A 13,819-nucleotide genomic window follows, 5' to 3' on the forward strand; every position below is an offset into this window, starting at 1 on the left:
GTTTCCGACATGGGCATCTCCTGCAAAGCACACATCCAACACTGTGGAAGGACGGGCCACTTTGAGGTGCTCCTTAGAAAGGAGGTGATCCAGCCGCACCTTCCGGTACGGCTACCTTGTTACGACTTAGTCCCAATCGCCGGTCCCACCTTCGACGGCTCCCTCCCACAAGGGGTTAGGCCACCGGCTTCGGGTGTTACCAACTTTCGTGACTTGACGGGCGGTGTGTACAAGGCCCGGGAACGTATTCACCGCAGCGTTGCTGATCTGCGATTACTAGCGACTCCAACTTCATGAGGTCGAGTTGCAGACCTCAATCCGAACTGAGACCGGCTTTTTGGGATTAGCTCCACCTCACAGTATCGCAACCCTTTGTACCGGCCATTGTAGCATGCGTGAAGCCCAAGACATAAGGGGCATGATGATTTGACGTCGTCCCCACCTTCCTCCGAGTTGACCCCGGCAGTCTCCTATGAGTCCCCGGCATAACCCGCTGGCAACATAGAACGAGGGTTGCGCTCGTTGCGGGACTTAACCCAACATCTCACGACACGAGCTGACGACAACCATGCACCACCTGTAAACCGGCCACAAGTGGGGGACCTGTTTCCAGGTCTTTCCGGTTCATGTCAAGCCTTGGTAAGGTTCTTCGCGTTGCATCGAATTAATCCGCATGCTCCGCCGCTTGTGCGGGCCCCCGTCAATTCCTTTGAGTTTTAGCCTTGCGGCCGTACTCCCCAGGCGGGGCACTTAATGCGTTAGCTACGGCGCGGAAAACGTGGAATGTCCCCCACACCTAGTGCCCAACGTTTACGGCATGGACTACCAGGGTATCTAATCCTGTTCGCTCCCCATGCTTTCGCTCCTCAGCGTCAGTTACAGCCCAGAGACCTGCCTTCGCCATCGGTGTTCCTCCTGATATCTGCGCATTTCACCGCTACACCAGGAATTCCAGTCTCCCCTACTGCACTCTAGTCTGCCCGTACCCACTGCAGACCCGGGGTTGAGCCCCGGGCTTTCACAGCAGACGCGACAAACCGCCTACGAGCTCTTTACGCCCAATAATTCCGGATAACGCTTGCGCCCTACGTATTACCGCGGCTGCTGGCACGTAGTTAGCCGGCGCTTCTTCTGCAGGTACCGTCACTTTCGCTTCTTCCCTGCTGAAAGAGGTTTACAACCCGAAGGCCTTCGTCCCTCACGCGGCGTCGCTGCATCAGGCTTTCGCCCATTGTGCAATATTCCCCACTGCTGCCTCCCGTAGGAGTCTGGGCCGTGTCTCAGTCCCAGTGTGGCCGGTCACCCTCTCAGGCCGGCTACCCGTCGTCGCCTTGGTGGGCCATTACCCCAACCAACTAGCTGATAGGCCGCGAGTCCATCCAAAACCGCATCAAGCTTTCCACGAACCCCCATGCGGGGATCCGTCGTATCCGGTATTAGACCCGGTTTCCCAGGCTTATCCCGAAGTTAAGGGCAGGTTACTCACGTGTTACTCACCCGTTCGCCACTAATCATTTTGTGCAAGCACAAAAGTCATCGTTCGACTTGCATGTGTTAAGCACGCCGCCAGCGTTCATCCTGAGCCAGGATCAAACTCTCCGTAAATGTGTTACAGACACAGCACCGGAGCCAAGGAAAATTGGCTGCACAGTCCTGCACTAAATTCGAAACCAGCTAAAAAAGCTGTCCCATACCCACGGGGTGGGCGGTAACAACCAGTTCAACCAATTAAAATAATTGGTATCAATAAACTTGGCACACTATTGAGTTCTCAAACAACAGATGCATCCGAAATACTCGGAAAAACAATAAATGTTTTTCTTTTCTCTTCGCTGCAGTGTTTCTTTATTCTATTCCATTCGGATTGTTTTAGCAATTCCGCGGTATTCGCGGAACCGGGCTGAAACAACCGGATGAGCCCGTCACGAAGTGTCCGGATTTTCGTCCGTTGCTTTGTTGTGGGCTGTTGCCGGATCGGGAGTCTTGCCTGCGAACCTTGTCCGCCAGGCACTCACCGGGGCAACTCACTAAACTTTACACAGTGTTCCCGGTCCGCGCAAACCGCTGGAGTGTGACCTCCTGCACTCTGCTCAACCGGCACTCCGCAAAGTGTGTGCGCCGCCGGAAACCGAACGATTAACAGTCTGCGACGCGGGTCCAGCAGCTCGCAAGTTCGCGGGCCGTCGTCTCGCTCACAGCGGGGCGTTGCCCCGCAGATACTGCAGCTGGGCGGCCACCGACAGTTCCGCTGCTTCGCGCACGTTGGCCGGCACATCTGCGTAGACGATGTCCGCCACTGCGGAAACAGGAGCACCGGCTCCGGCTTCCTCCAGCGCCGCACGGATTTGCTCCAGCCGTTCCTCGCGGTGGTCCCGGTACGTAAGGACCACGGTGCTGAGGTCAGAAAGCACCGGGCCGTGCGCCGGAAGCACCGTGGCGTGGCCCAGCTCGGACAGCCGTTCCAAGCTGGCGAAGTAATCCCCCAGCGTTCCGTCCGGAAAGTCCAGCACTGTGGTGCCCCGGCCAAGGATGGTGTCTCCGGTCAGGACGGATCCGCCGGGTCCGTCGGCGGGCAGGTGGAAGCAGACGGAATCGGAAGTGTGGCCGGGGGTGTGCAGGACCGTGATGTCCACTCCCCCTGCGTGAAGCTCTTCGCCGTCCGAGAGCGGGTCCCCGCCCACACAGTAGGCAGGGTGGAAAGCGCGGACCGGTGCGCCGGTCATTTCGGCGAAACGTTCGCTGGCCTCCGTGTGGTCCGGGTGGCGGTGCGTGACGAGGACCAGTTCCACAGTGCCGGCGGAGGCCAGCAACTGCAGGTGTTCCTCGTCCAGGGGACCCGGGTCCACCACCACCACGTGTTCAGATCCTTCAGCGGCGATGACATAGCTGTTGGTTCCCTCCAGGCTCATGGGACCGGGGTTCGGTGCCAGGGCGAAGCGGGTCAGCGGGCTGCTGCGGACCAGGGCGGTGGTGGACATCGGGTTCCTTTATTAAGCAGGCGTTAGGCCAGGCGCGTCAGCCAGCCGTGGGTGTCTTCCACAGTGCCGGTCTGAACACCCAGAAGCTGTTCGCGGATGGACATGGTGACGGGACCGGCAACGGCGTCAGCCGAGCCGATGGTCTCGGTTTCAGTCTTCAGCTCACCCACCGGGGTGATAACCGCGGCGGTGCCGCAGGCAAAGACCTCCGTGATGTCACCGGAGGCCACGCCGTCGCGCCATTCGTCCAGGGTGATCTTGCGTTCCTGGACGTCCAGTCCGCGGTCGCGGCCCAGCTGGATCACGGAGGAGCGGGTGACGCCGTGCAGGATGGTGCCGGACAGTGCGGGCGTGACCAGGCTGCCGTCCTTGAAGACAAAGAACACGTTCATGCCCCCGAGCTCTTCCACGGCGTTGTCATTGGCCGCGTCCAGGAACAGCACCTGCTTGCAGCCGTGCGCCTCACCTTCCATCTGGGCGATCAGGGAAGCGGCGTAATTGCCGCCGCACTTTGCTTCGCCGGTGCCGCCGATGCCGGCGCGGGCGTACCTGGTGGAGAGCCAGATGGATACGGGCTTCAGTTCGCCGCCGAAGTAGTTGCCTGCAGGCGAAGCAATGACCCGGTAGGACACCTCACGTGCCGGACGAACACCCAGGAACGCCTCGGTGGCGATCATGAACGGGCGCAGGTACAGGGCGGCGCCGTCGCCTTCGGGGATCCAGTCCACGTCCACGGAGACCAGCCGGCGCAGCGATTCCAGGAACAGCTCTTCGGGCAGTTCCGGCAGTGCCAGGCGGCGGGCGGAGAGATTCATGCGGGCGGCATTTGCTTCCGGGCGGAACGTCCACACCGAGCCGTCGGCGTGACGGTACGCCTTGAGCCCCTCGAAGATTTCCTGGCCGTAGTGCAGCACGGCGGCTGCGGGGTCCATGGCGATGGGACCGTACGGTTCGATCCGGGCGTTCTGCCACACACCGGTGCCGCTTTCATCCGCCTTGTAATCAATGACGGCGGTGTGATCCGTGAAGTAGTCTCCGAATCCGGGGTTGGCCAGGATGGCCGCACGCTCCTCGGCCGGTTTCGGGTGGGCAGAGAGCTGCTGGGTGAATTCCAGAGCGCTGACAGACATTTTTCCTCCACGGTGGGCGGCGCGGGCCGTCCGACGAATTGGTTATTGATACTTCCCGAGCTTATGACACCGCTGCGGCTATCGCATTGCCGACTTCCGCCGTCGTGCGCGGTTTGCCGGTTCGTGCGGCGACGTCCTCCTCCACCGCGCGCTCCACGCGGGCGGCCTCTTTTTCGAGACCCAGGTGGCGCAGCAGCAGGGCGGCGGAGAGGATGGCGGCGGTGGGGTCGGCTTTCTGCTGACCGGCAATGTCGGGGGCGGAGCCGTGCACCGGCTCGAACATGGAGGGGAAGGTGCCGTCCATGTTGATGTTGCCGGACGCCGCCAGGCCGATGCCGCCGGTCACCGCGGCGGCGAGGTCGGTGATGATGTCGCCGAAGAGGTTGTCCGTGACGATCACGTCAAAGCGTGACGGATCAGTCACCAGGAAGATGGTGGCCGCGTCCACGTGCAGGTAGTCGTGGCTGACTTCGGGGAATTCGACGGCGACGTTCTCCACGGTGCGCTTCCAGAGCCGGCCGGCGTAAACCAGCACGTTGTGCTTGTGCACCAGGGTGAGCTTTTTGCGCGGCCGCTCACTGGCGCGCCGGAACGCGTCCCGGACCACGCGTTCCACGCCGTAGGCCGTGTTCAGGGAGACCTCGGTGGCAACTTCGTGCGGAGTTCCTTCGCGGAGCACTCCCCCGTTGCCGGTGTACGGGCCCTCGGTGCCTTCGCGCACCACGATGAAATCCACAGTGCCGGGGTTGGACAGCGGGCTGGCGACCCCGGGGTAGAGCCGGGAGGGCCGCAGATTCACGTAGTGGTCCAGGCTGAAGCGCAGCTTGAGCAGCATTTCCCGTTCAATGAGCCCGGAGGGAATGCTCTTGTCTCCCGGAGCGGCTCCGACGGCGCCGAACAGGATGACGTCGTGGCCCTTGAGCGCCTCCAGGGTGGAGTCCGGCAGGGTTTCGCCGGTGGCCAGCCAGTGCTCGGCGCCAAGCGGATACTCGGTCAACTCGAACTGCACGGGGCCGCCGTCGGTCACGGCAAGGAGCACCTTCACGGCCTCTGCGGTGACTTCAGGGCCAATGCCGTCACCGGGAATGACGGCCAGGGAAACGGTGGAAGACTCTTCGCTCATGCCGCCATTCTAGGAACGGGGTCCACATCCCGGGCAAACCGTTCCATATGCTGGACTATATTAAGCCGGCGGGATAGATGAGCGTGAGGTGGCTGTCTGCGTCGTTGCCGCTGGCGCCGTCCACGTGGACCAATTGCCCCAAGTACGGCGGTCCGGGCCGGGGGCCCGGTTCCACTGCTGCCAGCGGACTCCAGCCCTCCCCCGTGTCCCGAACGATCCGGATGCTCTGCCAGTCCCCGAAGGCCGCACCGCTCAGCAGATCCTCCAACAGGGTGCGCGGCTGCCCCGGACGCCAGTCGCAGATCCAGTCGATGCCGCGCTGGCGGAGGTCCTCGGCGTCGGCGTTCCGTGTGCGTTCCAGCGGAATGCCCGCCTGCGCCAGCAGATCCGCCTCAGCATCCTCAGCGGTCTCGGCGAGCACGAGCGCCGGGCGCACCGACTGGCCCCTGAGTTCACGGGCCGTGTCCCCGGTGAGCCGCTCCACGTGCACCGCTGCGCGGGCAGGCTGCGGTGCGGCCGCGGGAATGCCAAGGGTCCGGAACAGGACGGCCAGGGCATGGCCGGACAGATGGGCACGGTAGACGGTGCGCAGCTGCGCCCAGGCCGCCGTTTTGCGGGCAGCCTCGTTTCCCATCCAGCGGGCAAGGTGCGCGCGGTAGACATCCTCATCGGCCGAGACGGGAAAAGCATCGCCGAGGCAGCTGCGGATGCCCTGTCCGTCAGCGCTGTACACCACGGTGCCGCTGGCGGCGATCTCCACCACCCGGCGCGAAAACATGGTCTCGGACCAGGGGGCGGAGTTGAAGTTCAGATGCACCGGAAAGGCCTTGTACGCCTCAAGCGTTTCCGTGTAGGTCAGGCCGCCGCGGATCCGATCCCGCAGTTCCTCCGGGTAGGCCTTGCGGGCGGCGGGGTCATTGCTGTGCCGATCGAAGATCACCGGTCCGTGCGGATGGCTCGACGCGAACAGCCGGAGCATCTGCCGGGACCGTTCCGGGAATCGCGAACCGTAGTACGTGCCCGCATAAGCCACGGCTGTTTCCCGTGCCGCAGTGCCCGGCAGCGGGTTGTGAAGGGCCGGGTCCGCGAAAAAGGTCAGCGAGGAGTGCGTCAGTCCCCGGGCGCGCGGGTTCTCCTGATAGTGCGGAAGCGACCCGTGGTCGGTGGTCAGCACATGGTCAAACAGGCCGGCGACGCGGCGGAACCGGCGGTAATGGATGGGATCTTCCTTATTCCAGAAGACGGTGGGGATGCCGCGGGAACGGCAGGCCGCCACCACCGCCGCCAGGTTTTCGTAGCCCTTTTGATCCGTGTAGTAGTCCGAGACTTCCCAGGCGCCGGCGTTTCCCAGCCAGGCGGATTCTACGATGAGGGCATCCCACGGCTCGGCATCCAGCTGCTGCTGCCAGCCGTCGGGGGTGACGGCGGTGGTGTGCAGGGAGTTTTCCAGCAGCCGGCCGGTGAATTCGTCGCAGATGATGCCGGCGTGCAGGTCCTGCAGCGCGCGCAGCGGCGCGGTGGTCCGGCCGGGCAGCGCTTCCAGCGTGACGGGATCCGCGTCGGCTTCTTCGTCCCACACTGCGGAATCGGGCAGATCCGGGGCCGGTTCAAACGCGACAGCGATGCCCAGCCGGCGCCCGGCCACCAGGACCGCCAGACGGGTGGCTTCCCCGCCGTCGGCCAGCAGCACCGCAGGGCGGCGCAGCCGCGCCTCGCGCACAATCGCGTCAGCGGCGCGGTCCACAAAGTGGTGCGGATTCGCGGCCCGGATGTCGGCGTCCGGGCTGTGGACCGCGACAAAGCCGGCGGGGTCTTCGGCGCAGATCCTGCGCGGATAGCCGAACGGCTGGCCGGTGTCCCAGGGAAAGCCCGGGCGGAAAAGGACGACGACGTCGCTGCCGCGTTGCGCTGCCCGTCGCGCGGCGTTGAGGTGCTCCTCGGAATCGGCGACCACCAGGACGCGGTTGGGTTCACGGGTGTAGGCCGGGGACAGGGTCCGGGGCGGAACGGGATAGCCGGCCAGCGGGGCTTCGGGTTCGGCGGACGCGGCAGCGGGGGCGGGCGCGGAAGCGCCCGGCATGGAAGTGGCCGGCGTGGCGGCGGTGTTTCCGCGCAGTTTCCTTGCCAGTGCCTTGGCTCGCCGGGTCAGGGGTGCCGGAGCGGCGGCGGCGCGCTGCTTCAGGGCTGCATTTTCTTCGCGGAAGGCCCGCAGCGAGCCGTTGGCAGAGGACAGTTCCCGGTGCAGGTCATTTTTGGCGGTGAGCATGTCCTCGTAGTCGCGCTGGTAGGCGGCAGCCTGCTGCTCCGCCCAGGCCAGGCGGGAGGCAAGGTAGGATATTTCCGCCTGTTCGCCGTCGGGCGCGGGCAGCGAGGGGTCGCCCTGTTCATCACGGTGGGGCATTTAGTCCTTCTCCAGTTCCAGCACGGACTCGAAGATGCGCGCACAGTTGCCGGCATCGCGGTAGGCAAAGGTTCCGGCTGCCCGTCCGGTGTAGACCGGGCTGCCGGCGAATCCGTTCCGTTCCAATGCCTCGAGGTTTTCGAGAAGCTCATCGACGCTGCCCGCAACGGGGCCAAAGCCGTCGCGGCGATAGTCGAAGTAGCCGGGGCGGGCCGGGTGGTCGCCGCGCAGGAAGGTTGCCGCATCGAACTGGAAGTAGAGCACGTTGCGGTCGATGTACGCGGCGTCAAAGGCAGTGGAGGAATAGTCGGTGACAAACGCGGCCGATTCCAGCACCAGGTCATGCAGGCTGACGCCGGGCCGGGGATACAGCTCCACGTGTCCGGGCAGGGCGTCGCCGGTGAGTTCCGCCGCCAGTGACGGATGGACGAAGAAGGCCAGCCGGAAGCCGGTGCGGCGCAGCAGGGCGAGCAGGCGGGGATCCGAGATGAACGCCATCCACTGCCGGTAGAACGCGCTGTCCAGCAGGATGGCGCGGCGCTCCGCGGCAGTGGCGGCCCGGCTCATGTCCTCCGCCACGTTCATCCGCCAGGTGGGCATGACCGTGATGGTGGTGGGGGCCGATCCCTGCCGCTCCAGCTGTTCCGCCCGCTGGTGCAGGGCGTCGAAGCGGGCCAGCCCGGTCAGCCGCACCTCGCGTTCGGTCACGGTGTAGACGCTGCCGTCCGCGGTCAGTGAGGCATATTCGGCCGGGGTGCTGGTGATGAAACGGTCCAGGCGTTTGTCATTGAGCCACCGGGAGAGGTCATTCCAGATCACTCCGTGCTGCAGGAACACAAACCTGCCGGCGCCGCCGCCAAAACGCCTGCGGTCAATCGGAAAGTAGGACGGCAGAGCCGCGTCGGAGGAGATCCGGTACTTTGCGTTCAGCGCCAGGAGCACCAGTTCGTCGCTGCCCCAGGGCACGAGCCGGAAGCCTTCGTCCTGCAGCCGGGACCAGTCCGGTGAATCGCTCTTGAGCACAAACCAGGCGTTGATGTCCGGCTGGTGGCGGGCGAGGTACCGGTAGAAGTGCTCGCCGTTGTCGAAACCGTGGTCAGGGCGGTCCATCACCAGCCAGGCGTCCTGATACCGGGCGCGGACTTCGGGAGTTGCGGCGCGCAGCTTCAGTTGTTCGTCTGCGGCAGCCTGTCCTTCCTCCGGGGGCGAGACGGGCGTGATGCCGAAGCGGCCGAGGTCCGGCGTCGGACCCGCCGACGTTCCTGCGCCCGGATGGAAGGCGCGGCGTACCCGGGACTGAACCCGGCGGCGGAGCCCGGCGGCGGGAATGAGGCGGGCCGCCCGCAGCGCGGTGCGTTCCGGCAGCGCAATGTCCAGGCGCAGATCCGCTGATGTGTCCTTGGGCAGATAGCGTGCCTGCGGGGGTCCCGGCCGGGACCGGGTTTCGAGCGTGCTGCCGTCCAGGTCGCAGCGCGGCTCTTCGGCGGCCGGGAAATGGACCACCCGCTGCCAGGCGAACACCTCGCCGAAGAATTCGTGGGTAATCCGCTTGGCGGTGGCGGGAGTCAGCGGTGATCCGGCCGGATCGAGATACTGCTCGGCGGGCGCATCTCCGCGGTAGAAGTACGCGTACCTGCGCACGCTGCTCTGCGGCGAGGGCGAGTCGACGTACCAGACGGCGGGAGCGTTCCCCTTGAAGCGCAGGGCCACCGCGGTGCGGATGTCGATGCTGACCGGCACCAGGGCAAAGTCCAGGATCGCTTCGGTGTCGATGAAGGAGAAGATGCGTTCCAGCCGCTGCAGGAAGTCCCCCCGCTGTGCAGGGGTAAGTCCGGCGACGGGGTGGCGCATGGCGCGGTCCGCCAGGAAGTACCACATGACGTCGTACAGCACCGTGTTCTGCGCCCACCGCGGGGCGGAACCGTGTTCCTCGGCCAGCGCCTGCAGCAGGGCCAGGTATCCGTGGTCGAGGACGGAGGTGTAGCGGTGGTCCGAGGCCCAGCCCGACTGGGCCAGCGACGTGCCCGCGGCGCGCTGCCGGTAGTAGTACCGGGCGTCGGGAACCAGTCCGATGGTGGGCCGGGGGCAGCTGTTCAGGTAGCGGACCACCAGGTGCGCGTCCTCGAAGGTGGGCCGGATCCGCTCGTCGAACCGCAGCCCGGCGGTGTCCAGCACTGCCTTGCGCAGGAACACGGTGCCGGCGCTGAGGTGAACGTAGTGGGGTTCCCGGTTCAAATCCACGATGCGCTCGCCGGAGAGGAATTTCCAGGCCAGCGCGTGGGTGTCCCGCAGCTCCCCCGTGTCTTCGAAGAACTGGATCAGGCGTCCGGTCACCGCTGCCGCCGTACCCCTGCGGTCGCGGCGGATGAAGCCCGCTACCCGGTCCAGGTATCCGGGATCCAGCACGTCGTCGGGGTCGCAGAACGTGATCCAGGGGTTGCGGGCAAGGTCCAGTCCGCGGTTCCGGGCTGCACCGGGGCCGCCGTTGGCGCCGGTCAGGATTCGGATCTGCTGCGGATATTTGCGCTGCCAGGCTTCCATCCGCGCCAGGGAAGAGTCGGTGGAGCCGTCATCGACGAGGATGATGTCCAGCCGGGCGAACGGATAACGCTGCTGCTCCAGGGATTCCAGAAAGGCATCCAGGTACGCCTCAGCGTTGTACACGGCGGACACGATGGAGAACAGCGCCTGCCCCTTTCCTCCCGGTCCGCTCATGCCCGGCCCGCTTCCAGCAGGTTCGTCCAGCGCGGGAGCACTGCTGCGGCGTCGTAGGTTTTGGCCAGGTCCAGCGCCGCGGCACTTTCCCGTGCCAGGGCCTGCGGATCCGTTGCGGTGGCATGGATGAAGCCGGCTGCGGCGGCGGGGTCTTGGAAGACCCAGCGGGAGTCGAAGATGTCTGCCGCTCCGGGCCGGTCCAGCAGCACCGGCACAGCGCCCGACGCCGCACCCTCCAGGGGTGCCACATGGAACGTTTCGCGGTGGCTGGGTGAAAGGCAGAACCCGATGCGGCGGAACCAGGACGCCATGTCCGGTCCGAACTGCTCAAAGGCCACGCGGGAGCGCAGCCTCGGATCGGCCTGCAGACGGGCGAAGAACTCGCGGTAGGCTTCCTGCTCGCCCACGCGGCCGTTCCAGAACCAATCGTATTCCCAGGGGTAGCGGCTGCGGATGTGTAGCGAGTACCGGTCATCGTGTTCCAGCAGGGCTTCCAGAATGTCCAGTGCACGGTCCGGGCGCTTGAACCAGGGAACCATGCCCGCCAGGCCGAGCCGGAATTCGGCGCCGCTTTCCTTGGGCCGGAGGAAGTCCTTGGCGTCCACCATGTTGGGAATGACGAGCGTCTTTTCGCGGGGCCATCCGGTGGCGGCCAGGACCTGTTCCCGGAAGAACTCCGAGACCAGGACCACCGTGTCCACGGCGTCCATCTTGATGTCCTGCAGCCAGTCCCCCCGGACTTCAAAGCCGTGGAGGCGGATGATCAGCTGCTGATCCGGACGCACCTGCTGCGAGTACCAAACGGCGTTGCCGCCGGCCCATTCGCAGATGACGGTGTCCGCGTCCGCGAGCGCCCGCCGGGACGCGGCCTCGTCGTGGGCGTGCAGGGAAGTCCACTGGTCAATGCTGAGCGTGTACCCCGGATGTCCCTGCAGATGGTTCGCCAGCTCACCGGTGAATTTCAGATCGTGACCGGCAAGCAGCACCCGGCGGGCGACAGCACCCGGTGCAGCCGGCGCAACCGGCGCAGCCGAAGCTGTTGCCGGGCCGGCGTCGTCGAACACGGCAGCCCCGGCTATCCGCACCTTCCCGGCGCTGGCGGGCACAAAGGCTTCCAGCAGGCTTCGCTCATCTTCATCTGCGGCGAGCAAGAAGCGCGACCCCTGTGCAATTTCCCCCAGTTTGGTGCGCACCCCCGGGAACGGCAGCTTGTCCTCACCGGGAGCATCGTAAACAAACGGCACGAGCCTGCCGGCAAACGACTCATCCGAAGCCAGCGCATAGGCGAGCGAGAAGCCGTGGCAGATGACGGCGTCGTACTCCCGGGCGGAGTGCTTGGCGCGGGCCGCCGTGATCAGGGCAGCGCGCGTTCCGGCGGGAACGTCAGCGGCACGCAGCACCTCGGCGCCGGGAACGGACGCCAGGATGCGGGCCAGGACCGGCGGAATGCCGGCATCGGCGCGGAGCAGCTGTTCGCTGACCACGAGGATCCGCTCACCGGACATGCGCGGCCTCCGCGGTGGACCAGTGCTGGAGTTCAGTGAGCAAGCCGGAACCGGCCGTCCCTTCCGGATTCAGGTCTTCGTCAGCCAGTGGCATCACGTTGCGGCAGAGCTTGCGAAGCGTGGAGGTGTAAAAGCGGTCGGGGTCGCCGGATTCCAGCAGGACGGTGGCGATGTGCAGGTCCTGGCACCGGCGGATCAGCTCCGCGAGCTCGCGGAAGAGGACGCTTCCGGCGCCGGTCTCTGCGTGTGCCCACAACCCCGTGTCCAGGGCATGGCGGTCGATGACCAGCATCCGCGGAGTGCCCCGGCGAATCTGCTCGGTTGCTGCTCCCGGCAGCAGCTGGACCACCGGTCCGTGCGTCTCCAGCCGCCGGAGGAGCTCCGGTCCGGCGACGGCGAGGATGGCCGGACGCGGGTCGGAAGAATCCGCTGCCCGGTCCAGGATCAACTCTCCCAAGTACATCCGGGGGTCTTCCGCCGGGGTTTCAGCCAGGGCGGCCGCGCGTCCCACGGCAGGTACGGCGCGCGGCGATGACGCCTCAGCGGCCGGAGCGGCGGGGGGAACCTTGTTTCCGCGAATCCTTGCCGCCAGTCCCGAGAGCTGACCCCGCAAACCAACTCTGCCGTGCTGCACCAATACCGTCCTTGCCTGCGCTGATAGTCCGTGCTCATCCTAGCCGACCCCCTCCGCCTCCCTGAGATCAGCCCCTGGCATGAGGACCTGCAGGCGGGGCAGGCCCTAAAGTTGTTGTCCATGCTCGTGCACCGCCGAATCCAAGCCTGGCTGCAGGCCAATCCCTTCAAGGTAGACACCACTCTCATGCTTTTCGGTGTCCTCTTCTTTGTGCTTTCGGCAACGGCGGTCGGAAGCCCGCATCCGGTATTCGACATCGTCGTGTCCCTGGGCATTGTGGTGCCCCTGGCATGGCGCCGGACCCGGCCGGTGCTGTCCGGCAGCATCACCGCCTTTTTCTGTTTGATGCAGGTAATTTTCAGCGGTTTCCCCCTGCCGGCGGACATCGTGGTCCTGGCAACGGTCTATGCGCTGGCCGCCTATGCACCGCGCTGGGCGAGCCTGGGCGGACTGGCCCTGGCGCTGATCGGCGGGATGCTGTTTGTTTTCCGCTACTTCGCCAACCCCTTTGAGGGCCTGGGGACCATGACCGCGGCCATGTTCGTCTTCAACGTCATTGCCTTTGACGCCGTGATCCTGGTGGCCTGGACCTTCGGCGACCTGGCCCGCACCCGCAGATTGGCCCTCCAGGCACTGGAGGACAGGGCACGACGGCTGGAGACCGAGCGGCAGCAGGAACGCGATCTCGCCGCCGCTGACGAGCGCTCCCACATTGCCCGGGAAATGCACGACATTGTGGCCCATTCCCTTTCGGTCATCATCACCCAGGCGGACGGCGCCCGGTACGCGAGCGCCCAGGATCCCGAAATTGCCGTCAAGACTCTCGGTACCATCGCGGAGACGGGCCGCGGATCGCTGCGTGAAATGCGGCGCCTGCTCGGGGTGCTGCGCGGCGACGAGCTGGCTTCCACGCGCCCGCTGCCCTCGCTCGCCGACGTCGATTCCCTGGTGGACGCGGTCAAACGCGCCGGCCTGGAGGTGAGCGTGCATCGGACGGGAGCCATGCGGCGCCAGCTTCCCGCCGGAGCGGAGCTCACCGCGTACCGGGTCATCCAGGAGTCGCTCACCAACGTGCTCAAGCACGCTGGCCCCTCAGTGCGGGCGGACGTGGAGCTGGAGTGGACGTCCCGCGGCCTGGAGGTCCGGGTGTTCGACGACGGACGCGGCGCCGGAGCGGATGCCCCGCCGCCGGCTCCCCCGGCCGCGGGCTCCGGCCAGGGCATCAATGGCATGACGGAACGGGTGGCCCTCTACGATGGAAAACTGGTGGCCGCACCCGCAGTCGGCGGAGGATTCCGCGTCACCGCATTCATTCCCTATACGGAGGCCTGAG

The 13,819-nt window shown here is 65.6% G+C and carries 8 protein-coding genes and 1 rRNA gene; 1 reads left to right on the forward strand and 8 read right to left on the reverse strand.

Annotated features, from left to right (window positions below; all coding sequences use genetic code 11):
• Positions 1-77: 77 nt before the first annotated feature.
• From MUG94_RS11530 to MUG94_RS11565, 8 genes are all read right to left on the reverse strand, one after another.
• A 16S ribosomal RNA gene (locus MUG94_RS11530) occupies positions 78-1,605 on the reverse strand.
• A 587-nt stretch (positions 1,606-2,192) separates the two neighbouring features.
• Positions 2,193-2,978 carry an MBL fold metallo-hydrolase gene (locus MUG94_RS11535; RefSeq protein WP_227906206.1) on the reverse strand — a complete coding sequence of 262 codons (786 nt, stop codon included), beginning with the start codon at positions 2,976-2,978 and terminating at the stop codon, positions 2,193-2,195.
• 23 nt (positions 2,979-3,001) lie between these two features.
• Positions 3,002-4,108 carry a branched-chain amino acid aminotransferase gene (locus tag MUG94_RS11540; RefSeq protein ID WP_227906207.1) on the reverse strand — a complete coding sequence of 369 codons (1,107 nt, stop codon included), beginning with the start codon at positions 4,106-4,108 and terminating at the stop codon, positions 3,002-3,004.
• 61 nt (positions 4,109-4,169) lie between these two features.
• Positions 4,170-5,231: a 3-isopropylmalate dehydrogenase gene (locus MUG94_RS11545; RefSeq protein ID WP_227906208.1), complete on the reverse strand. Its 1,062-nt coding sequence runs from the start codon at positions 5,229-5,231 to the stop codon at positions 4,170-4,172.
• A gap of 55 nt (positions 5,232-5,286) precedes the next feature.
• Complete coding sequence (locus tag MUG94_RS11550; RefSeq protein ID WP_227906209.1) at positions 5,287-7,632, reverse strand: CgeB family protein; 2,346 nt, start codon at positions 7,630-7,632, stop codon at positions 5,287-5,289.
• Positions 7,633-10,347 (reverse strand): bifunctional glycosyltransferase/CDP-glycerol:glycerophosphate glycerophosphotransferase, encoded by a 2,715-nt coding sequence (locus MUG94_RS11555; protein ID WP_227906210.1) that lies wholly within the window; start codon positions 10,345-10,347, stop codon positions 7,633-7,635.
• Positions 10,344-11,852 carry a glycosyltransferase family 4 protein gene (locus MUG94_RS11560; RefSeq protein WP_227906211.1) on the reverse strand — a complete coding sequence of 503 codons (1,509 nt, stop codon included), beginning with the start codon at positions 11,850-11,852 and terminating at the stop codon, positions 10,344-10,346. The genes MUG94_RS11555 and MUG94_RS11560 overlap by 4 nt, the downstream gene beginning before the upstream one ends.
• Positions 11,842-12,486, reverse strand: a complete 645-nt coding sequence (locus MUG94_RS11565; RefSeq protein ID WP_227906212.1) for a hypothetical protein — start codon at positions 12,484-12,486, stop codon at positions 11,842-11,844. Before MUG94_RS11565 ends, MUG94_RS11560 begins: the two co-directional genes overlap by 11 nt.
• Before the next feature lie 120 nt (positions 12,487-12,606).
• Here MUG94_RS11565 and MUG94_RS11570 point away from each other — a divergent pair, with 120 nt between their 5' ends.
• The gene (locus tag MUG94_RS11570; RefSeq protein WP_227891851.1) at positions 12,607-13,818 is read left to right on the forward strand and encodes a sensor histidine kinase; all 1,212 of its coding nucleotides are present in this window, start codon (positions 12,607-12,609) and stop codon (positions 13,816-13,818) included.
• The last annotated feature ends 1 nt before the right edge of the window (position 13,819 follow it).

The organism is Arthrobacter gengyunqii, from assembly GCF_023022985.1.
Lineage (GTDB): Bacteria > Actinomycetota > Actinomycetes > Actinomycetales > Micrococcaceae > Arthrobacter_B > Arthrobacter_B gengyunqii.

Bases quoted from the DNA above. Each gene is read 5' to 3' on its own strand.
- MUG94_RS11555 (WP_227906210.1), bottom strand. From the start codon at position 10,347: ATGAGCGGACCGGGAGGAAAGGGGCAGGCGCTGTTCTCCATCGTGTCC.
- MUG94_RS11560 (WP_227906211.1), bottom strand. From the start codon at position 11,852: ATGTCCGGTGAGCGGATCCTCGTGGTCAGCGAACAGCTGCTCCGCGCC.
- MUG94_RS11540 (WP_227906207.1), bottom strand. From the start codon at position 4,108: ATGTCTGTCAGCGCTCTGGAATTCACCCAGCAGCTCTCTGCCCACCCG.
- MUG94_RS11535 (WP_227906206.1), bottom strand. From the start codon at position 2,978: ATGTCCACCACCGCCCTGGTCCGCAGCAGCCCGCTGACCCGCTTCGCC.
- MUG94_RS11545 (WP_227906208.1), bottom strand. From the start codon at position 5,231: ATGAGCGAAGAGTCTTCCACCGTTTCCCTGGCCGTCATTCCCGGTGAC.
- MUG94_RS11550 (WP_227906209.1), bottom strand. From the start codon at position 7,632: ATGCCCCACCGTGATGAACAGGGCGACCCCTCGCTGCCCGCGCCCGAC.
- MUG94_RS11570 (WP_227891851.1), top strand. From the start codon at position 12,607: ATGCTCGTGCACCGCCGAATCCAAGCCTGGCTGCAGGCCAATCCCTTC.